The following is an 18,779-nucleotide window of genomic DNA, read 5'->3' on the forward strand; positions in this document are numbered from 1 at the left end:
GTGGCTTACTCCTGTTCCGGATCACGCAAGTAATAACCTACCCCACGTCTTGTGACGATCCAATTTGGATGGCTCGGTGTATCTTCAATCTTTTCCCGAAGACGTCGAATTGTTACATCGACTGTTCGTACATCGCCGAAATAATCATAGCCCCATACCGTTTGCAGTAGATGCTCACGTGTCATCACCTGACCAATATGTTTTGCCAGGTAATACAATAATTCAAATTCACGATGTGTCAGTTCGATTGTCACTCCACGCTTTTGAACGTAGTACGCATCCGGTTGAATGACAAGTTGACCCACCGTAATATCGTTCGTTTCTTCTTCTTGATCTTCCGCTATAGTTCTTGCATGACGACGCAAGTTGGCTTTGACCCGGGCAATTAACTCCCTTGTACCAAAGGGCTTCGTGACATAATCATCTGCGCCTAGTTCAAGCCCTAAGACTTTATCAATTTCTGAGTCTTTTGCTGTCAGCATGATGATCGGGAAATCATGCTTTTTTCGTACTTCCCTACAGACTTCCATGCCGTCACGTTTAGGAAGCATAATATCAAGGAGCATAAGGTCGGGCTGAATTTCTTCTACTCGGTTGATCGCATCTTCACCGTCGTATGCGCAAAAGACGTTGAAGCCCTCCTTTTTCAAGTTAAATTCTATGATGTCTGCGATGGGTTTCTCATCGTCTACGATAAATATAGTTTTATTTTGCATGATTTGTTCCTTTCTCGCCCTACCAGGCAATCAAATTTTTTTGCTACGTTTTTGTTCCACGACAAAGTTATACGATATACACTTGTGTGGCACAGCGAACACGTATCTATCTTTTCTATGGTTACAACCTTATTCTACAGCTGAAATATATCATTCCATATCCTCTAACTCTATCACGATTTGTGCAAAATCGCACTTTTTCAGGCAGGGACGGCTTGCTTGAAACGATGAAAAACAGCGCATCCTTTTCTATGGTCATAGAAAAAGGACGCGCTGTTTTATTCGTAAGACGGTGGTGATTCATGCTGGCTCCAATCGATATTGAGGAATTTGTTGTATTCCTTTGCAAATGCCAGCGTCACAGTACCGGTTGGGCCGTTACGTTGTTTGGCAATAATGATTTCGATCATGTTTTGCATTTCAGTTTCTTTGTCATAGTAATCTTCCCGGTAAAGGAAGGAAACGATGTCGGCATCCTGCTCAATACTCCCTGACTCTCGAAGATCGGACATCATAGGGCGCTTGTCTTGACGTTGTTCAACACCCCGTGAAAGCTGTGATAGTGCAATGACTGGAATTTTCAGTTCACGTGCTAGTCCTTTTAATGAGCGGGAGATCTCAGATACTTCCTGTTGACGGTTGTCACTACCACGACCGCTTCCCATGATTAGTTGCATATAGTCAATCATCACCATGCCGAGACCGTGTTCTTGTTGTAGCCGTCTACATTTTGAACGGATTTCATTGACTCGCAGACCAGGAGTGTCATCAATGAAGATACCTGCATTTGATAATGACCCCATAGCCATTGTCAGCTTGCGCCAATCGTCTGCTTCAAGGTTACCTGTACGCAGTACTTGCGCGTCAATGTTTCCTTCTGCACATAACATACGCATGACCAGCTGTTCAGCACCCATCTCGAGACTGAAGATCGCGACGTTTTCTTCTGTCTTCGTTGCTACGTTTTGCGCTACGTTCAACGCAAACGCAGTCTTACCGACAGACGGACGAGCCGCCACGATAATCAAATCATTGCGTTGGAAGCCTGCCGTAATCTTATCCAAATCACGGAAACCGGTTGGAATACCTGTTACGTCACCTTTACGTGTATGCAGTAATTCAATATTGTCATACGTCTCCACTAATACATCTTTGATATGGCGGAAGTCGCCGGCGTTTTTCCGATTGGACACTTCCATCATTTTCTTCTCGGCTTCACCAAGTAAAGCTTCTACTTCATCTTCCCGTGTATAACCGTCTTCTACAATGTCCGTTGCAACGCGGATTAATCTGCGTAGTAATGCTTTTTCATCTACGATATTAGCATAATAGACAATGTTTGCAGCAGTCGGAACCGCGTTGGCAAGCTCTGTGATATATGAAATACCTCCAACGTCTTCAAGCTCATTTTTTACTTTAAGCTCTTCGGCGATTGTCACCAAATCGACTGGTTGGCCACGGTCATTTAGTATAAGCATGGTTTCAAAAATCTTTTTATGTGCGATTCGATAGAAATCTTCCGGCAACAATATTTCAGACGCGGTAATCAGTGCTTGTGGTTCTAAAAATATCGCCCCGAGGACCGACTGCTCTGCTTCGTTGTTATGCGGAGGTGTGCGCTCGATCATCTGGTTCAAGCTATTATCTCCTTATCATTCTTCTGTAACATGCACTTTAAGTGTCGCTGTTACATCAGGGTGTAATTTGATCGGAATATTTGTAAAACCTAGTGCACGAATTGGCTCAGGTAATTCCATTTTGCGGCGGTCTACTTTGATTTTATTTTGCTTTTCTAACGCTTGGGCGATTTGCTTTGATGTGATAGAACCAAATAGACGACCATCTTCACCAGTTTTCGCCTGTAGCTCTACAGTCAACTTTTCGACTTGCTCTTTTAATTCTTTAGCTTCTGCCAATTCCGCAGCCGCATCTTTCATTTGGCGATCCTTCTGACCTTGCAACTTACTTAAATTACCTGGAGTTGCCTCAACTGCTACATTATTTTTCAATAAAAAGTTTTGTGCATATCCAGTTGAAACCTCTTTCACTTCACCTTTTTTACCTTTTCCTTTAACGTCTTTTAAAAAAATAACTTTCATCATTCATTTCCCCTTTCAACGTATTGATCTAGTACGTCCTTTAACATAGTGATTGCTTCATCCATCGTATCTACGCTTAATTGGCAAGCAGAATTCGTTAAATGACCGCCACCACCCAATTCTTCCATAATGACTTGAACATTCAATTCGCCCAATGAGCGGGCGCTAATACCAATTTTTCCATCATCACGCTTTGCGACGACGAATGAAGCGGAAATGCCCTGCATTGTCAGCAAAATGTCCGCTGTCTGTGCGATTAGTACAGAGCTGTGCACCACTTCCTCTTGCCCTCGCGCAATCGCAATATCGCCATTGCCCACAAATTCCACAGTCTCAATTAGTTTTGATCGTTCAATATACGTCTCAATATCTTCTTTCAATAAACGCTGTACTAGCACGGTATCGGCACCATTCGTCCGCAAATAGGAAGCGGCTTCAAATGTCCGAGAACCTGTCCTAAGTGTAAAGCTTTTCGTATCAACAACAATACCCGCTAGCATCACTGTCGATTCCAACATCGTCAACTTTTCGTTCTTTGGCTGATACTCCAGCAATTCCGTTACAAGTTCCGCCGTCGAAGATGCATATGGTTCCATATAAACGAGCACAGTGTTATTGATAAACTCTTCTCCACGTCGATGATGGTCTATTAATACAACCTTCTGTGCCTTGTCCAGTACGCGCTCATCAATAACCATACTTGGCCTATGCGTATCGACAATAACGACCAACGAACGCTCCGTCATCAATTCCAATGCCTCTTCAGGCATCAACATGTGATCATATAATTCTTCGTCTTGCTGCACTTCATCCATCAAACGGCTGACACTAGCATCAAGCTGGTCGAAATTAACGACGACATAGCCTTCGACACCGTTCATTTTTGCCATCTTGCGTACACCAATCGACGCACCAATCGCATCCATGTCAGGCATTTTGTGACCCATGACGAACACGCGGTCACTATCTTGGATTAAATCACGTAGTGCATGTGAAATAACTCTTGCACGCACCCGCGTACGCTTTTAAACAGGGTTTGTCTTACCGCCATAGAATTTAAGTTTCCCATCATGGTGTTTAATAGCTACTTGGTCACCGCCACGTCCGAGAACTAAATCCAAACTCGACTGTGCCAGTTCACCGAGTTCTGTAAGCGACGTAGTACCTGTCCCTACCCCAATACTCAATGTAAGAGATACGCTGTGTTTAGACGTGTTCTCACGAATCGTATCGAGCAATGAAAACTTCGTCTTCTCCAATAATTCTAAAGTGCCTTCATTGAAAACAGCCAAGAAGCGCTCAGAAGAAATTCGTTTTACGAAGATCCCATATTCATCTGCCCATTGATTGACCAATGAAGTAACGAGGGAGTTCATCTGGCTTCGTGTCTGGTCGTCCATCGTCTGAGACAGTTCATCATAGTTATCAACCAACAATATTCCAATGGTTGTTCGATCAGCATAGTAAAGGGATTGCATCTTCATACGTTCTGTTACGTCAAATAGATAGATCAGTTTCTCTTCTGGTTTATAATAGACACGGTAAGAGCGATCATTTAATACAATGACATCTTGCTCACTGTCTTCTCTGATCACCTGACGGAATGCTTCATTCATTTCGTAAAGCTGTGAACCAACCCAAGTCTTGTCAGGATAAATGGAGTTAATAAATGGATTGACCCATTCGATTAATTGCTTATCATTTAGCAAAATGATACCGATTGGTAATTCCAGCAACGCTTCTTCTCCTACCCTTTTCATTCGATAGGATAAGGTTTCAATATATTTCTCAGTTTCCAGGTAATTATCATTCTCTACTTTCCAAGCGATGCCTAGTGCGAGTGCATAAGCGATGGCAAAAAACAGTCCAACCCAAAAATTCAATAGCATTAGTAGTACGGAACCTACCGCACCGAGTAGAGACAAGAATGCTAATGGAATTCGTATCCCGCGTTTTTTATAAATTAAATTCACTATCTCATCTCCTACGCTCTCTTGTCTTTATCTATCCATGTACGAATGTTAATGGCGATATCCAAAACACCCAACATTACGGTGAAGGGACTGAGGAACATGGCGAATAATGTAGCTAGCACATTGACGATCATTGGAAGCTTCATCTTGCGCAATGCATAGTAAATTAACGCCAAACCTTGTAAGAAGAATAAGAATCTAAAGATGAGAATGGCATTTGCCTCCAGTAGATAAAATGTCGTTCCTTGTTCGGGCTGCGACAAAACGGAAATCAACAGCAGTGCTAGATAAACCAATAACGTTGCAAGTGGAAGGCGCATAGTAAGGAAAGAAGCAAATTTAGGAACTTCAAAACGCAAACGTGTTGCAACCGCCAAAATTGGCATAACGAACAGATAAGCTGTTATAAAAACAGATAAGATGAACAATGAGGGCACAATAGTTTGATAATACGTGAATGCCTCTGCCACGGTTCTTTCTATATCTCTAGTTGAATTTCCCATTCCCGACATGATCACAAGCGCTTCTTGCTGAATAGTTGAAAATTGTTGCATCAGCTGTTCAATCGGATTAATTTTCATGAACCACACAGTACCAAGATACAATAGGCTCAATGAAATGAGCAATGTGACACCTGTTGCCATATATACATAAAGTTTCGTCTTGCCCGTCCGCACGGTATCACCGATAACGAATCCAACAGCACTTAATACAACTGCTGCTGGAATGGAAAGCAAACCGCCAATCAATAATGTGATAAGCCATGTACACATCGCCATCATCAGTGTAGATGTCCGGCCATAACGCAAACGATAAATCGTAATGGGCAATGGAACGAGCAATATTGTCAATAAGCCGAGTAATGGTACGTATAAAGTCATTGCCAGTAATATGGCAAAGAGTGCTACCATCATCGCACCGTACGTAATTCTACTTGCTTGATCTTGCATATCTACGCCCCAATTCATTCTTTGCTTCTTTTGTCGCCTGTCAATAATAAGAGGACAAAGTGTTACATTCCTAAATTCATATAAAGTGACAATCATCCTTCTAATTGTATCATGATTCGATGTGAAATCAAAAGTACAGGCAGTTGCAGTTTCCAGTAAAATGGATGCGTAAAGCACTTTGGAATATAAGACTTTCGTGATAAACAAAAAACCGCCACTGACTGAATAACTCAGTCAGTGGCGGTTCATATATTACCGCTCTTCAGATACAAACGGAAGTAGTGCCATGATGCGTGCACGTTTAATTGCAATCGTCAATTTACGTTGGTATTTAGCGCTTGTACCAGTAACTCGACGAGGCAACATCTTTCCGCGCTCAGAGATAAACTTCTTCAACAAATCTACATCTTTATAGTCGATGTGCGTAATGTGGTTAGAAGTAAAATAGCAAACCTTACGGCGTTTGCGACCTCCACGACGTGGTGCCATAATTGTTGTCCTCCTTCCTATTTACGTATCAAGTGAACCGTTCTATCAGAATGGCAAGTCGTCATCTGTTACTTCAATCGGACCGCCGCCTGGTTGGAATGGATCATTATCGACACGTGTCATATTTTGCTGATTCGGTTGGTAGGATTGCTGGTTATTGTATCCTTGTCCCTGGTCTTGAGAAGGTGCGTTATAAGAAGGCGCTCCCCCACCATAAGATGGCGTTTGCTGACGTTCTGTATTGGCTCCTCTTGGTTCCAGGAATTGAGTACTATCCGCAACAACTTCTGTCGTGTAAACACGCTTACCGTCTTGACCTTCGAAGCTGCCCGTCTGTATACGACCATCTACTCCGGCTAGACTTCCTTTTCGTAAGTAATTCGCGATATTCTCAGCCTGTTTACGCCAAGCTACACACGTGATGAAATCTGCTTCCCGTTCTCCTTGGGCATTAGCGAACGCACGGTTCACTGCCAATGTAAAACGTGTTACAGCAATTCCAGTCTGTGTGTATTTCAGCTCAGGATCTTTTGTTAATCGGCCAACTAAAACGACACGGTTTATCATTCAGAATCAAACCTCCCTCATCATAAATTTTAAAACTTTATATCAGATTACGCATCTACACGAATTGTCATATGACGAATGATACCTTCGTTGATGTTCGCTAGACGTGTAAATTCATCGATTGCTTCTGCACCAGCGTTAGCAGTTACTAATTGGTAGTAACCTTCACGTAAGTCGTCGATTTCGTAAGCAAGACGACGCTTGCCCCACTCTTTCGACTCGATGATTTCCGCTCCGTTTGAAGTTAGAACAGTATCAAAGCGTTCAATCAACGCTTTTTTCGCATCCTCTTCAAGAGTTGGACGCATAATGTACATAATTTCGTACTTTCTCATCAATAGTCACCTCCTTATGGACTTGGGCCCTACTTTTACAAGTGGGCAAGGAGTAAGTAAATTTAATATTACTCACATCAGTACATGTTATCACATTGCAATTGGAATATCAACCACCAATATATTATACTAAATGAATATAAGGAGTGATCTCGCATGGAAGAACAACAGCCTGTGATTGTCGAGCTTGATTTACAGAAAATAGCGAAGCAAAGTCTTTGGCTCACTCTCCTACCGCTCATAGCACTTTTAATAATCCGTGGTCTGTTACAAGGTGGACTATCTCTGTCTTTTTCAGTGTGGTATTTTGTCTATGCTTTGGCCGGATATATTTTATTGATCGTTATACATGAGTTTTTTCATTTGCTCGGTTTCCGCATTTTTTGTAATGTACCGTGGAAGAACATGGCGTATGGCGTCAATTTGAAGATGGGGGTTGCGTATGCTACCGCAGATCAGTTAATGGACAACAAAGGCATTCGCAAAGCGTTGTTACTGCCCTTTTGGATGACGGGTGTGTTGCCTGCCATTAGTGCATTGTATTTCAATGACGGTGTGCTGTTGCTGTTAGGCGCGATGCTAATTGGCGGGGCAGCTGGAGATTTCGCGATGTACAAGGAATTGAAGAAGTTTCCAGATGATGCAATGGTGAGGGATGATCCAGAGCTACCAAAGTTGTATGTGTACCCTGTTGAATGAAATAAGGAGGCTGGAGTTGCCATCTCCTCGTACCCCCTACTTAACTTTCCACTGAGGGTCTAAGTCGTTCTTGAACTCAACCAACTTCAAATCAAAAAAGGCTGATTCTCACATGGAAAATCAGCCTTTTGTATTATACGTTGAAACGGAACAACATGACGTCTCCGTCTTTAACGACATATTCTTTACCTTCCAAACGAACCTTGCCAGCCTCTTTTGCTGCTGTCATGGAACCATGCTCGACTAAGTCGTCGTATGCTACTGTTTCTGCACGGATAAATCCACGTTCGAAGTCGGTATGAATTACTCCAGCACATTGTGGTGCTTTCATGCCCTTGCGGAATGTCCATGCACGAACTTCTTGCACACCCGCCGTGAAGTACGTAGCAAATCCAAGTAAATTGTAAGTTGCTTTAATCAACTGATCAAGACCGGATTCTTTGATGCCTAGCTCTTCAAGGAACATTTCCTTCTCATCATCTTCAAGCTCAGCCATCTCTTCTTCGATCTTCGCACAAACTACGATTACTTCCGCATTGTCCTTCTCTGCAAAGTCACGAACCTGTTGTACGTAGGGATTATTGTCTGCATCTGCAATTTCATCTTCTGAAACGTTCGCTACATATAACATTGGTTTAATCGTTAATAGATGCATACCTTTAACGACTTGTAGCTCATCATCCGTCAAATCAACGGAACGAGCTGCCATTGAGTTTTCAAATGCATCACGTAACTTCAGTAAAATTGGCTCTTCGACCATTGCCTCTTTGTCTTTTTGTTTCGCCATCTTGGAAACACGCGCTAAACGCTTATCTACACTTTCCATATCTGCCAAGATCAATTCCAAGTTAATGACCTCGATATCATCAATTGGATTTACTTTCCCTGATACGTGTGTAATGTTTTCATCTACAAAACAACGGACTACCTGACAAATCGCATCTACTTCTCGAATATGTGAAAGGAACTTGTTACCAAGACCTTCGCCTTTACTTGCACCTTCTACAATCCCCGCAATATCAGTAAATTCGAATGCAGTTGGAACTGTCTTTTTCGGTGTGACGAGCTCAGTCAATTTGTCCAAACGCTCATCTGGCACCTCAACTATTCCTACGTTTGGGTCAATCGTACAGAACGGATAGTTCGCCGCCTCTGCTCCTGCTTTTGTTATTGCATTAAATAAAGTTGATTTTCCCACGTTCGGAAGACCTACAATCCCAGCCGTTAACGCCATTATTCCCACACCTTTCTTATCTATCCAAAGCTTACATTATTCGTTAGTCAACCACTTCATTATAAGGACAATACGCTAAATTGTCCATGTGTTCTCAAGACTCGTTCTTCAGTAGAATCTTTTTCATCTTCTTAGCAAACTCATTACGCGGAATCATAACGCTGTGTCCACAGCCTTCACATTTAATGCGAATATCCGCGCCCATTCGGATGATTTTCCAAGCATTTGTTCCACACGGGTGCTGTTTCTTCATCTCTACCACATCATGCAAGTTAAATTCTTTGGTCGCCATTGTGTGAATCTCCTTCCCTCTGTTCTTCACGTATCACCATTCGTGGATAAGGCATTTCAATTCCATTCAAATCCATAAATTTCTTTAAGTCCTGTCGAAGTTTACGACCTACTCCAAAATTAGCAACTGGCTCTGTTTCTGCGGCAATACGTAACAAGATTCTTGAGGGTTCCATACTTTGTACGCCTAACACCTCTGGTACACCGATAACTTCTGAATAACGTTCTTTTGGTAACTTTTTAAGGAATTCTTTGATTAATTCTTCTGCATGATCAATATCCGTTTCATAAGATAACGCCAGATCAAGTAAGACCATTGAATTCGTGACAGAGTAATTAATGACTTCGCCTATTTGACCGTTAGGTACTGTATATAATTCACCGCCGTACAATGCAATCTTCGTTGTGCGAAGCCCGATTTCCATGACGGTTCCTTCACCTGAATTAATACGCACGTAATCTCCTACTCCAAATTGATCTTCAAAAATGATGAAGAATCCAGATATGACATCCTTTACTAAACTCTGGGCTCCAAAACCGACGGCAAGACCTAGCACGCCCGCACCCGCAAGAAGGCCTTTTACGTCTATTTTAAATTCCGTCAAAACGGCCAATATAGCAGAAAAATAGACAATGTATTTCAATGCGTTTTCCAACAGTTTAATCATAGTTTTCTCACGTCGCTCTGTCTTACGCATAGGACTTTTTAGCTTAATGGCGAAAAATCGACGAATTAATACTTGTCCAACTTTTACCACGATACTTGCTACGACAATAATTAAAAAAATGCGAATAGCAAAGAATCCAGTGCCGAGCCAGAAATCTGCGTCAAATAGAGTTCCTTTTACCTGTCGAACTGCTTCGTCTAAAACTTCCAGGTTTTCTTTCACTTCTTCTTGTGTAGTAGAAGTTGATGCCATTGAAAGAAATCCTCCTTTCGTATAAACCCTTACCCCTGAGGATATACTGCACAGCAATACCTGCGCAGAATACATTTCAGCGTAAATACAACACAAAGGATAGGTGTCGCCCTATGTATACAGCTGAACCCTCTTCTTATCATTACCGTCTTTCTAGTAAAGAAACCGGTGTCGTGTGGAAATTAAGTTCTTATTTCATGCAACATATCCCTTTTAAACAACAACCCATCATTTTTTATTGTATCGGAACTGATCGTTCCACTGGCGACTCTCTCGGTCCTTTGACAGGCTCCTACTTATCAGAGCTAAGCCTATTCCCATATACAGTAGTTGGCACGTTACAAGAGCCATTGCACGCCCTTAATCTACAACAACGCATTGAACTCACGAAGTCATTATACCCCGATGCTTTTGTAGTAGCGATCGATGCCTGCCTAAGTAAGAAGGACGCGGTTGGAGACCTATTGTTTCATAGCGGTCCTATTGCACCAGGGAAAGCCGTGGGTAAAGAACTTCCCTTAGTGGGTGATGTGTCAGTTAAAGGAATCGTCAATGTTAGTGGTTTCATGGAGCAAGCTGTTTTACAAAGTACTCGTCTTCATCTGCCATTTGAAATGAGTCGTATGATTGGTCGAGCCTTACAATTAGCACATCATCGGCAGCCGTCAAAAAGTATATACAATCGTTACGATGACCGCAACTACCGCAATACCTGGGATAAAATTAGCTACTCGGATTTTAGTCAAGCCGATTAGATTTAATCCGATTGCCGCAATCATCAAGCCACCTGTAGCTGTCATTTCAGAAATGAATAACTGCATTAATTCATCTGGGACAAATCGACTGAGGATGGTAGCAAGAAAGGTTATACTTCCTTGGTAAATCAATAGAGGGACGGTAGCAAACGCCACACCAATACCTAATGTAGAACTAAAGATGATGGAAGTGAATCCGTCTAATATGCCTTTCATGATTAAAACGTCGTGATCATTACGGAGACCACTATCAATAGCTCCAATGATTGCCATGGAACCTACACAAAAAAACAACGTAGCCGTAACGAATCCTTGTGCAATTCCCTGTCCTTCCCTTTTAGCCGGTAACTTTCCTTCAATCCATCGTCCCAATTGATTAACTTTTTGATCGAGATCAATCCATTCACCGAGGATTGCGCCAATCACAATACTAAGAATGACAATGACAATTTGTGTTGTTTCAAATGTCATTTGTAAACCAATTGCCACTACAGCCATTCCTATTCCGTACATGATGGTTTCTTTCATACGTTCCGGTATTCCGTATAAAAACCTACCGATTAATGTACCGATAATAATCGTAAATACATTAAATAGCGAACCAAACAATATCATATAGTCACGTCCAAGTTCTTTTCAAGAATAAAACCTATTTTGCAATGAAAGCAAAATAGGTTTGTGTGTCATCACTCGGCGTTCAATAATTCAAGAATACGTTCAAAGTCTTCATCCGAGTGAAACTCGATTTCAATTTTACCTTTTTTCTTCGTTTTCTTGATCGTTACATTTGTACCGAATTGTTCACGCAGTGTGTTTTCCTGTGCTTCAATAAATATATCTTTTTTCTTTTCTTTCTTAGTTTCACGTGGAACATCTTCATTTAAATGTTGAACCAATTTTTCCAATTGACGGACATTTAACCCTTCCGTCTTGGTTTTTTCGGCAATAGCTAAGATTTGCTCTTTTTTACGCAACCCGAGAAGTGTACGACCATGTCCCATTGAAAGTATTCCGTGGGAAATGTCTTTCAAAATTTTCTCTGGTAACGCGAGTAAACGAATGTGGTTGGCAATGTGCGGTCTACTCTTGCCAAGTCTAAAGGCTAGTTGCTCTTGTGTTAGCTTCAGACTTTCCATTAAACTTTGGTATGCTTCCGCTACTTCAATTGGAGATAAGTCTTCACGCTGCAAGTTTTCAAGAATGGCCATTTCCATAGACTGTTCATCTGTTAGATCTCGTACGACTGCCGGAATTTCTTTTTTTCCTGCCAGTTCAGAAGCACGGAATCTTCTTTCCCCTACAACAATTTCATACTGCGTCCCTACACTTCGCACGATGATTGGTTGTAGTACACCGTGTTCCTTAATTGACTCACTTAATTCATTCAACGCCACTTCATTGAATTCTTTACGTGGCTGATATGGATTGACTTTAATGCTCTTTAGACGTAAAAGCTCTACTTTTTCCAATGTCTCACGAGGAAATAATGCATTAAGACCCTTACCTAGACCTTTACTCATTCTCCACCACTTCCTTTGCCAGCTCTGAATAAACTTCCGCACCTTTGGATCGTGGATCATATAATATAATCGGCTTACCATGACTTGGCGCTTCACTTAACCGAACATTACGGGGAATGATTGTTGTATACACTTTGTCTTGGAAGTATTTCTTTACTTCCTCAATAACTTGTATACCTAAATTGGTCCGAGCATCAAACATCGTCAATAGTACCCCGTCAATATAAAGTGCTTCATTTAGATGTTTTTGAACCAAGCGAATCGTACTAAGCAGTTGACTAAGTCCTTCGAGCGCATAGTATTCACACTGTACAGGAATTATGATTGAATCCGAAGCTGTCAATGCGTTCAACGTTAAAAGGCCAAGAGATGGAGGACAGTCGATAATGACATAGTCGTAGTCATCTTTAATGTCTTGAATTGCGTGTTTCATACGAACCTCACGTGATATCGTAGAGACTAGCTCAATTTCAGCCCCCGCAAGTGAAATGGTAGCAGGTACAATTTCAAGATTTTCAATTTCCGTTGGTAGAATAACTTCACGTACTGGCACATCATCAATTAACATATTATAAATACAGTCCTGTACATCACCTTTATTCACACCGACCCCGCTCGTCGCATTTCCTTGTGGATCAGAATCAATTAAGAGCACTTTTTTGCCTAAATGGGCAAGGCATGCACTTAAGTTTACAGAAGTCGTCGTTTTTCCGACTCCGCCTTTTTGATTTGCTATAGCAATAATCTTACCCACTCTTGCACCTGCTTTCTTTCCTATTTCGTTTGTCTTACTAGTATACCAAAGTTTTACTCGTGGTTACCTATGTTTGAAATTCCTGACAAAGAATATGTTCTATGTGGTCTATTTCAGTTTATCATCTTCACTGGATGAACTCTATTGATATATAAGAAAACTCTTGCTAGTTAGTCAGCAAGAGTTTCCATTCGTCACTTTTTACATATTTTCACCGTAATCGTGTAGTATTCTTCAGAATCCACTTCCTCGGCGGCTACTTCAATCCCGCTCTTGGATATCAGTGCAAGAGATTCTCGCAAGGTGTTCACTGCAATACGAATGTCCTTACTCACAGCTTTTTGTCGTGGCCCACGTCTTCTCGCAGGCTGCACTTTCTCAACCGATTCCGTTGGAAATAATATTTCTTTAATCCTAGCTTCTAAATCCTTAACATTATATTGATTTATTTTGATTTCTTCCAGCACTTCCATCTGAAGAGTGGGTTCTTTTAACGGTAATAATGCACGTGCATGACGTTCAGATATCTTTTTTTGTAAAATTGCTGTTTGAACCGGTTCAGGTAACTTCAACAAACGCATCTTATTTGCAATTGTAGACTGTCCTTTACCAAGACGTTGCGCCAATGCTTCTTGTGTTAATTCATGTAACTCTAGCAAACGTTCATAGGCATGCGCTTCTTCAATTGCCGTTAGTTCTTCACGTTGCAAGTTCTCAATTAATGCAATCGAGGCTGTTTCTTTATCATCTAAGTCACGCACAATTGCCGGTACTTCCGTCCAACCAAGCTTACGCATTGCCCGAAATCTTCGTTCCCCTGCGATGATTTCGTATGATCCATCTTCTTTTGTTCGAATAACAATGGGTTGAATAACGCCATGTGTATGAATGGTTCTAGCAAGTTCTTCAATTTTTTCTTCATTAAAAATTGCCCGTGGCTGGTATTGATTCGGTGTAATTAAATCAATTGCAATTTGTGCTACCTTCTCCAGATGATGAACTTTTACTTCTTCTATTGTAGTCATCTTTTCTCCCCCACCAAAAAAACGCGAAAAAGTACTTTTCAACCTCTACACCACCTTTTCGAAACTATTCCCTTTTACTCTTCTATAAAATTGTTTCACGTGAAACATTTCCCACAGTTAGTTTGCTGTAATCGGTGTTTTATTAGGCACGCCTGGCTTTCTAGGATATTTCTTAGGTGTCTGCTTTTTCTTTTCAAATACAAAGATATGACGTTCACTATCCTCTTCCGGTAATAGAAATTCATGTTCATTCTGTAAAACTGCCCCAAGTAATTTTACAGCTCGAGTAGCATCTTTCATTTCTTCAGATGCAGCTGCACCTTTCATAGAAACAAAAAGTCCTCCTTGTTTGACGAGCGGAATACACAGTTCCGATAATACCGATAACCGTGCTACTGCGCGTGCAGTCACCACATCGAACTGTTCACGGTACTTCGGGTTACGACCAAATTCTTCTGCTCTTGCATGGACGAATGCCACATTTTCAAGCTTTAACTCCCCCGCCAAGTGATTTAAAAATGTAATACGTTTATTCAATGAATCTACAATCGTCACGTGTAAGTGTGGATAGATAATCTTTAACGGGATACTTGGAAACCCCGCACCGGCACCTACGTCGCAAACAGATACATATTTTATGAAGTCCACGTAAAATGCACTTGTAATGGAATCATAGAAATGCTTTAGATATACGGAAGGTGCATCTGTAATTGCCGTCAAGTTCATTTTTTCATTCCACTCAACCAGTACTTCAAAATAGCGTTTGAATTGTTGCTTCTGTGCATCCGACAACAGAAAGCCTTTCTCTTGCAGAGCCTCGTAAAATTGTTCTTCTGTCATGTTCTCATTCCTTTTCAAAAAGACTGACGCTACAAAGCGCCAGTCAAAGACTCAACCGGATACTTTCGCAATTTTTCCTTGTTCAATATAGACAAGCAAGATGGAGATATCTGCTGGATTGACACCCGAAATACGTGATGCCTGCGCAATCGACAATGGCTGTACCTCTTTAAGGTTTGCCTTTGCTTCTTTCGCAATGCCTGAAATTGCATCATAATCAATGTTCTCTGGAATCCGTTTATTCTCCATCTTTTTCATCCTTGCTACTTGCTGCATGGACTTTTCGATGTATCCTTCATACTTAATGAAAATTTCCACTTGTTCCGCCACTTCTTCGTTAATTTTTTCAAGAGGTGGGACTACTTTACACAATTCGCTATACCTCATTTCCGGCCGCTTCAGTAAATCAGCCGCTTTCATAGGTTCACGAAGTGCCGTTCCATTGACTTCAGCAATAATTTCTTGGATTTCTTCGGTTGGTTTCACAGTTACCTTGCGTAAATGATTAATTTCCGCTTCGATTTGTGCTTTCTTTGCCAAAAATTTCGCGTGGCGCTCTTCACTAATCATTCCATTTTGGTAACCAATTTCCGTCAGACGCATATCGGCATTATCATGACGAAGCAAGAGGCGATATTCCGCTCGTGACGTCAGAAGACGATACGGTTCACTCGTACCTTTAGTGACCAAGTCATCAATTAGTACGCCAATATACGCATCACTACGTCCAAGAACGACTTCTTCCTTGCCAAGTACGTTGCACGCTGCATTAATTCCGGCCATCAATCCTTGTGCCGCGGCTTCTTCATATCCCGAAGTTCCGTTAATTTGGCCAGCCGTGTACAAATTCTTAATTTTTTTCGTTTCCAACGTTGGCCATAGTTGTGTCGCAATTATAGAATCGTACTCAATTGCATAACCAGCACGCATCATTTCAGCCTTCTCAAGTCCCGGTACGCTCGCAATTAGGCGATGCTGTATATGCTCTGGAAGACTTGTCGACAATCCCTGCACATATACTTCTCTTGTATTACGACCTTCAGGCTCTAGGAAAATCTGGTGACGCGACTTGTCCGCAAAACGGACAATTTTATCTTCAATAGACGGACAGTAACTTGGTCCTTTTCCTTTAATCATACCCGAATACATCGGAGATAAATGAAGATTTTCATTGATGATTTCATGTGTTTCCGGAGTGGTATACGTTAACCAACACGGTAGTTGATCCATAATGTATTCCGTTGTTTCATAACTGAACGAACGCGGCACGTCGTCTCCCGGCTGAATCTCTGTCTTGCTGTAATCAATTGTATTGCTGTTGATACGTGGAGGGGTTCCTGTTTTAAATCGAACCGTCTGTAGACCAAGTTCCTGCAGATGTTCCGCCAGTTTAATGGATGGCATTTGATTATTCGGCCCACTAGAGTATTTTAGATCTCCAATGATAACCTCACCGCGTAAAAATGTACCTGTTGTAATAATGACAGTCTTTGCACGGAAAATTGCACCGATCTGTGTCACTACGCCTTTTATTTCATCTTCTTCGACGATTAACTGCTCGACAACCGCTTGACGAATTGTCAAATTCGGTTCCTCTTCCAGTATCCGCTTCATTTCTTGTTGATATAGTACTTTATCCGCTTGTGCACGCAAAGCACGCACTGCCGGGCCTTTCCCTGTGTTCAATAAACGCATTTGAATATGTGTTTTATCTATGACCTTTGCCATCAAGCCGCCAAGTGCATCTATTTCACGCACTACGATACCTTTTGCAGGCCCTCCTAATGAAGGATTACATGGCATGAAAGCAATCATGTCTAAATTCATTGTTAAAACTAATGTCGATGCGCCCATCTTGGCTGATGCGTAGGCTGCTTCTGCGCCCGCGTGTCCAGCTCCAATGACGATACAATCGAACGTGCCTGCTTCAAATTGTGGCATGTTCGTTCATCCTTCCCATTTATAAAATCATTATTTTCCGAGGCAGAACTTCGAGAACAACTCTTTAATTAAACTATCTTGAACGGTATCTCCGATGATTTCACCGAGAATTTCCCATGTACGTGTTACGTCTATTTGAATCATGTCAATAGGAACACCTACCTGCGCTGCTTGTACCGCATCGTCAATCGTATTGCGTGCTTGTTTTAGTAACGAAATATGACGGGCATTGGATACATACGTCAGGTCATTGGATTCCAATGAACCTTCGAAGAACAGTGCAGCTATCGCTTCTTCCAACTCATTAATACCTTGCTCTTGCAATATAGAAGTAGTAATCACGCGATCTCTTCCTGCGACTTCATAGACTCGCTCTAGATCAATCTTTGCTGGTAAATCTGTTTTATTGACGATGACAAGCATATCCATACCGGCAACGGCTTCAAATAACCGTTCATCTTCGTCTGTTAACGCCTCAGAATTATTAACCATCAATAGAATGAGATCCGCTTCTTTCAATACCTTCCTTGAACGCTCCACACCAATCCGCTCGACAATGTCTTCCGTCTCCCGGATTCCTGCAGTATCGACAAGACGCAAAGGAACTCCACGAACGTTGACATACTCTTCTATAATATCACGGGTAGTACCCGCGACATCCGTAACGATCGCTTTGTTTTCTTGCACTAAGCTGTTGAGTAACGATGACTTTCCAACGTTCGGACGTCCAACAATTACGGTAGATAATCCTTCACGTAAGATCTTTCCTTGCTGTGATGTACGCAATAAATCATCAATTTGATTCATTACCCACGTTCCTTTTTCAACCATCAAAGGAATCGTCACTTCTTCTACATCATCATACTCTGGGTAATCTATATTAACTTCCACTTGTGCAAGTGTCTCGAGTAGCGCCTGTCGCAATTCACCGATCAAATGAGATAGTTTCCCCTCCATTTGATTGAGCGCAACGTTCATGGCCTTATCTGTTTTGGCCCTGATCAAATCCATAACGGCTTCAGCCTGGGATAAATCAATTCGACCATTAAGAAATGCTCGTTTAGTGAACTCGCCGGGTTCTGCTAATCTAGCCCCCTCCGTCAATACTAATTGGAGAACCCTATTGACGGAAGTGATGCCTCCGTGACAGTTAATCTCCACTATGTCTTCGCGCGTGAAAGTCTTTGGTGCTTTCATGATTGACACCATGACTTCTTCCACTAACTCTTCAGTGGCGGGATCGTGCAAATGTCCATAATGAATTGTGTGCGATGGTTGTTCGCAGAGTGGTTTGGCTGCCGGTGACTGAAATATACGGTCTGCAATCTTCCATGCTTCATCGCCGCTCAGACGAACGATGGCAATCGCTCCTTCTCCCATGGGAGTGGAAATGGCGGCTATCGTATCAAAATGCAAGTTTTTCACCTTCCTGGCTTTGTTGTGCACATGTGCATATCTTTTATAGCGAATACTACTTTCTAACAACCTATATTATCATAAATCGTCGGAATCTCCTAGCACGCGAATTTAAAACGTGTGGATAAATTCAGGAATTTTGAACTAAGCGTCATGGTAATTTATCATGTGCTAGCAGTCGACAAAGAACACTGTCGTTTCAAGCTTTCTAGTGTAGAAAGTTTCTTAAAGAAAAATGTGGGATGGGGAAATTAA

19 protein-coding genes and 1 pseudogene are annotated in these 18,779 nt (G+C 41.7%); 2 read left to right on the top strand and 18 right to left on the bottom strand.

The window, feature by feature from the left end; translation table 11 throughout:
- Positions 1-5: 5 nt before the first annotated feature.
- The 8 genes and pseudogenes from yycF to rpsF all read right to left on the bottom strand — a co-directional run bounded on the left by yycF (position 6) and on the right by rpsF (position 7,129).
- Complete coding sequence (gene yycF / locus CSV77_RS11865) at positions 6-716, bottom strand: response regulator YycF (RefSeq protein ID WP_099630359.1); 711 nt, start codon at positions 714-716, stop codon at positions 6-8.
- Positions 717-994: 278 nt separating this feature from the next.
- Positions 995-2,344, bottom strand: coding sequence for a replicative DNA helicase (gene dnaB / locus CSV77_RS11870; RefSeq protein ID WP_369802767.1), 1,350 nt, complete (start codon positions 2,342-2,344; stop codon positions 995-997).
- Between the two features lie 24 nt (positions 2,345-2,368).
- The gene (rplI, locus tag CSV77_RS11875; RefSeq protein ID WP_099630357.1) at positions 2,369-2,815 is read right to left on the bottom strand and encodes a 50S ribosomal protein L9; all 447 of its coding nucleotides are present in this window, start codon (positions 2,813-2,815) and stop codon (positions 2,369-2,371) included.
- Positions 2,815-4,788 (bottom strand): annotated as a pseudogene (locus CSV77_RS11880) (DHH family phosphoesterase). The gene rplI and the pseudogene CSV77_RS11880 overlap by 1 nt, the downstream one beginning before the upstream one ends.
- Before the next feature lie 11 nt (positions 4,789-4,799).
- Positions 4,800-5,756: a DUF2232 domain-containing protein gene (locus tag CSV77_RS11885; RefSeq protein ID WP_158231652.1), complete on the bottom strand. Its 957-nt coding sequence runs from the start codon at positions 5,754-5,756 to the stop codon at positions 4,800-4,802.
- Between the two features lie 234 nt (positions 5,757-5,990).
- A complete protein-coding gene (rpsR, locus tag CSV77_RS11890; RefSeq protein WP_099635880.1) occupies positions 5,991-6,227 on the bottom strand; it encodes a 30S ribosomal protein S18 in 237 nt (78 codons plus the stop codon).
- A 45-nt stretch (positions 6,228-6,272) separates the two neighbouring features.
- Entirely contained in the window at positions 6,273-6,794 is a 522-nt protein-coding gene (gene ssb / locus CSV77_RS11895) for a single-stranded DNA-binding protein (protein ID WP_099630353.1), read from the bottom strand.
- Between the two features lie 47 nt (positions 6,795-6,841).
- Positions 6,842-7,129, bottom strand: coding sequence for a 30S ribosomal protein S6 (rpsF, locus tag CSV77_RS11900; protein WP_085132250.1), 288 nt, complete (start codon positions 7,127-7,129; stop codon positions 6,842-6,844).
- 156 nt (positions 7,130-7,285) lie between these two features.
- On the opposite strand from rpsF, the gene CSV77_RS11905 reads away from it, so the two are divergent.
- Positions 7,286-7,828 carry a DUF3267 domain-containing protein gene (locus CSV77_RS11905; protein ID WP_099635881.1) on the top strand — a complete coding sequence of 181 codons (543 nt, stop codon included), beginning with the start codon at positions 7,286-7,288 and terminating at the stop codon, positions 7,826-7,828.
- 133 nt (positions 7,829-7,961) lie between these two features.
- On the opposite strand, the gene ychF is transcribed toward CSV77_RS11905, so the two are convergent.
- From ychF to CSV77_RS11920, 3 genes are all read right to left on the bottom strand, one after another.
- Positions 7,962-9,062 carry a redox-regulated ATPase YchF gene (ychF, locus tag CSV77_RS11910; protein ID WP_099632571.1) on the bottom strand — a complete coding sequence of 367 codons (1,101 nt, stop codon included), beginning with the start codon at positions 9,060-9,062 and terminating at the stop codon, positions 7,962-7,964.
- 94 nt (positions 9,063-9,156) lie between these two features.
- Positions 9,157-9,354 carry a DUF951 domain-containing protein gene (locus CSV77_RS11915; RefSeq protein ID WP_099632570.1) on the bottom strand — a complete coding sequence of 66 codons (198 nt, stop codon included), beginning with the start codon at positions 9,352-9,354 and terminating at the stop codon, positions 9,157-9,159.
- On the bottom strand, positions 9,335-10,273 hold the full coding sequence (locus tag CSV77_RS11920; RefSeq protein ID WP_233189516.1) for a mechanosensitive ion channel family protein: 939 nt from the start codon (positions 10,271-10,273) through the stop codon (positions 9,335-9,337). The genes CSV77_RS11915 and CSV77_RS11920 overlap by 20 nt, the downstream gene beginning before the upstream one ends.
- A 113-nt stretch (positions 10,274-10,386) precedes the next feature.
- Between CSV77_RS11920 and yyaC the strand changes: the two genes are divergently transcribed.
- Positions 10,387-11,028, top strand: a complete 642-nt coding sequence (gene yyaC / locus CSV77_RS11925; protein ID WP_099632569.1) for a spore protease YyaC — start codon at positions 10,387-10,389, stop codon at positions 11,026-11,028.
- On the opposite strand, the gene CSV77_RS11930 is transcribed toward yyaC, so the two are convergent.
- From CSV77_RS11930 to mnmE, 7 genes are all read right to left on the bottom strand, one after another.
- On the bottom strand, positions 10,939-11,643 hold the full coding sequence (locus tag CSV77_RS11930; RefSeq protein WP_099673594.1) for a DUF554 domain-containing protein: 705 nt from the start codon (positions 11,641-11,643) through the stop codon (positions 10,939-10,941). The two genes, yyaC and CSV77_RS11930, sit on opposite strands and share 90 nt — an antisense overlap.
- A gap of 71 nt (positions 11,644-11,714) precedes the next feature.
- Entirely contained in the window at positions 11,715-12,548 is an 834-nt protein-coding gene (locus CSV77_RS11935; protein ID WP_099673595.1) for a ParB/RepB/Spo0J family partition protein, read from the bottom strand.
- Positions 12,541-13,302 carry a ParA family protein gene (locus CSV77_RS11940; protein WP_099632566.1) on the bottom strand — a complete coding sequence of 254 codons (762 nt, stop codon included), beginning with the start codon at positions 13,300-13,302 and terminating at the stop codon, positions 12,541-12,543. The genes CSV77_RS11935 and CSV77_RS11940 overlap by 8 nt, the downstream gene beginning before the upstream one ends.
- Positions 13,303-13,496: 194 nt before the next feature.
- Positions 13,497-14,369 carry a nucleoid occlusion protein gene (gene noc / locus CSV77_RS11945; protein WP_099632565.1) on the bottom strand — a complete coding sequence of 291 codons (873 nt, stop codon included), beginning with the start codon at positions 14,367-14,369 and terminating at the stop codon, positions 13,497-13,499.
- 75 nt (positions 14,370-14,444) lie between these two features.
- Positions 14,445-15,167: a 16S rRNA (guanine(527)-N(7))-methyltransferase RsmG gene (rsmG, locus tag CSV77_RS11950; protein ID WP_099673596.1), complete on the bottom strand. Its 723-nt coding sequence runs from the start codon at positions 15,165-15,167 to the stop codon at positions 14,445-14,447.
- A 51-nt stretch (positions 15,168-15,218) separates the two neighbouring features.
- Entirely contained in the window at positions 15,219-17,108 is a 1,890-nt protein-coding gene (gene mnmG / locus CSV77_RS11955) for a tRNA uridine-5-carboxymethylaminomethyl(34) synthesis enzyme MnmG (RefSeq protein WP_099673597.1), read from the bottom strand.
- A gap of 30 nt (positions 17,109-17,138) precedes the next feature.
- Positions 17,139-18,524 (bottom strand): tRNA uridine-5-carboxymethylaminomethyl(34) synthesis GTPase MnmE, encoded by a 1,386-nt coding sequence (gene mnmE, locus CSV77_RS11960; protein WP_099632562.1) that lies wholly within the window; start codon positions 18,522-18,524, stop codon positions 17,139-17,141.
- Between the last annotated feature and the right edge of the window lie 255 nt (positions 18,525-18,779).

It is taken from the genome of Sporosarcina sp. P16b (genome assembly GCF_002743065.1).
In the GTDB taxonomy this organism is placed as follows: domain Bacteria; phylum Bacillota; class Bacilli; order Bacillales_A; family Planococcaceae; genus Sporosarcina.

Bases quoted from the DNA above. Each gene is read 5' to 3' on its own strand.
- rpsR (WP_099635880.1), bottom strand. From the start codon at position 6,227: ATGGCACCACGTCGTGGAGGTCGCAAACGCCGTAAGGTTTGCTATTTT.
- CSV77_RS11930 (WP_099673594.1), bottom strand. From the start codon at position 11,643: ATGATATTGTTTGGTTCGCTATTTAATGTATTTACGATTATTATCGGT.
- CSV77_RS11885 (WP_158231652.1), bottom strand. From the start codon at position 5,756: ATGAATTGGGGCGTAGATATGCAAGATCAAGCAAGTAGAATTACGTAC.
- CSV77_RS11935 (WP_099673595.1), bottom strand. From the start codon at position 12,548: ATGAGTAAAGGTCTAGGTAAGGGTCTTAATGCATTATTTCCTCGTGAG.
- CSV77_RS11915 (WP_099632570.1), bottom strand. From the start codon at position 9,354: ATGGCGACCAAAGAATTTAACTTGCATGATGTGGTAGAGATGAAGAAA.
- yycF (WP_099630359.1), bottom strand. From the start codon at position 716: ATGCAAAATAAAACTATATTTATCGTAGACGATGAGAAACCCATCGCA.
- rsmG (WP_099673596.1), bottom strand. From the start codon at position 15,167: ATGACAGAAGAACAATTTTACGAGGCTCTGCAAGAGAAAGGCTTTCTG.
- rpsF (WP_085132250.1), bottom strand. From the start codon at position 7,129: ATGAGAAAGTACGAAATTATGTACATTATGCGTCCAACTCTTGAAGAG.
- rplI (WP_099630357.1), bottom strand. From the start codon at position 2,815: ATGAAAGTTATTTTTTTAAAAGACGTTAAAGGAAAAGGTAAAAAAGGT.
- ychF (WP_099632571.1), bottom strand. From the start codon at position 9,062: ATGGCGTTAACGGCTGGGATTGTAGGTCTTCCGAACGTGGGAAAATCA.
- yyaC (WP_099632569.1), top strand. From the start codon at position 10,387: ATGTATACAGCTGAACCCTCTTCTTATCATTACCGTCTTTCTAGTAAA.
- mnmG (WP_099673597.1), bottom strand. From the start codon at position 17,108: ATGCCACAATTTGAAGCAGGCACGTTCGATTGTATCGTCATTGGAGCT.
- ssb (WP_099630353.1), bottom strand. From the start codon at position 6,794: ATGATAAACCGTGTCGTTTTAGTTGGCCGATTAACAAAAGATCCTGAG.
- CSV77_RS11905 (WP_099635881.1), top strand. From the start codon at position 7,286: ATGGAAGAACAACAGCCTGTGATTGTCGAGCTTGATTTACAGAAAATA.
- CSV77_RS11920 (WP_233189516.1), bottom strand. From the start codon at position 10,273: ATGGCATCAACTTCTACTACACAAGAAGAAGTGAAAGAAAACCTGGAA.
- dnaB (WP_369802767.1), bottom strand. From the start codon at position 2,344: ATGATCGAGCGCACACCTCCGCATAACAACGAAGCAGAGCAGTCGGTC.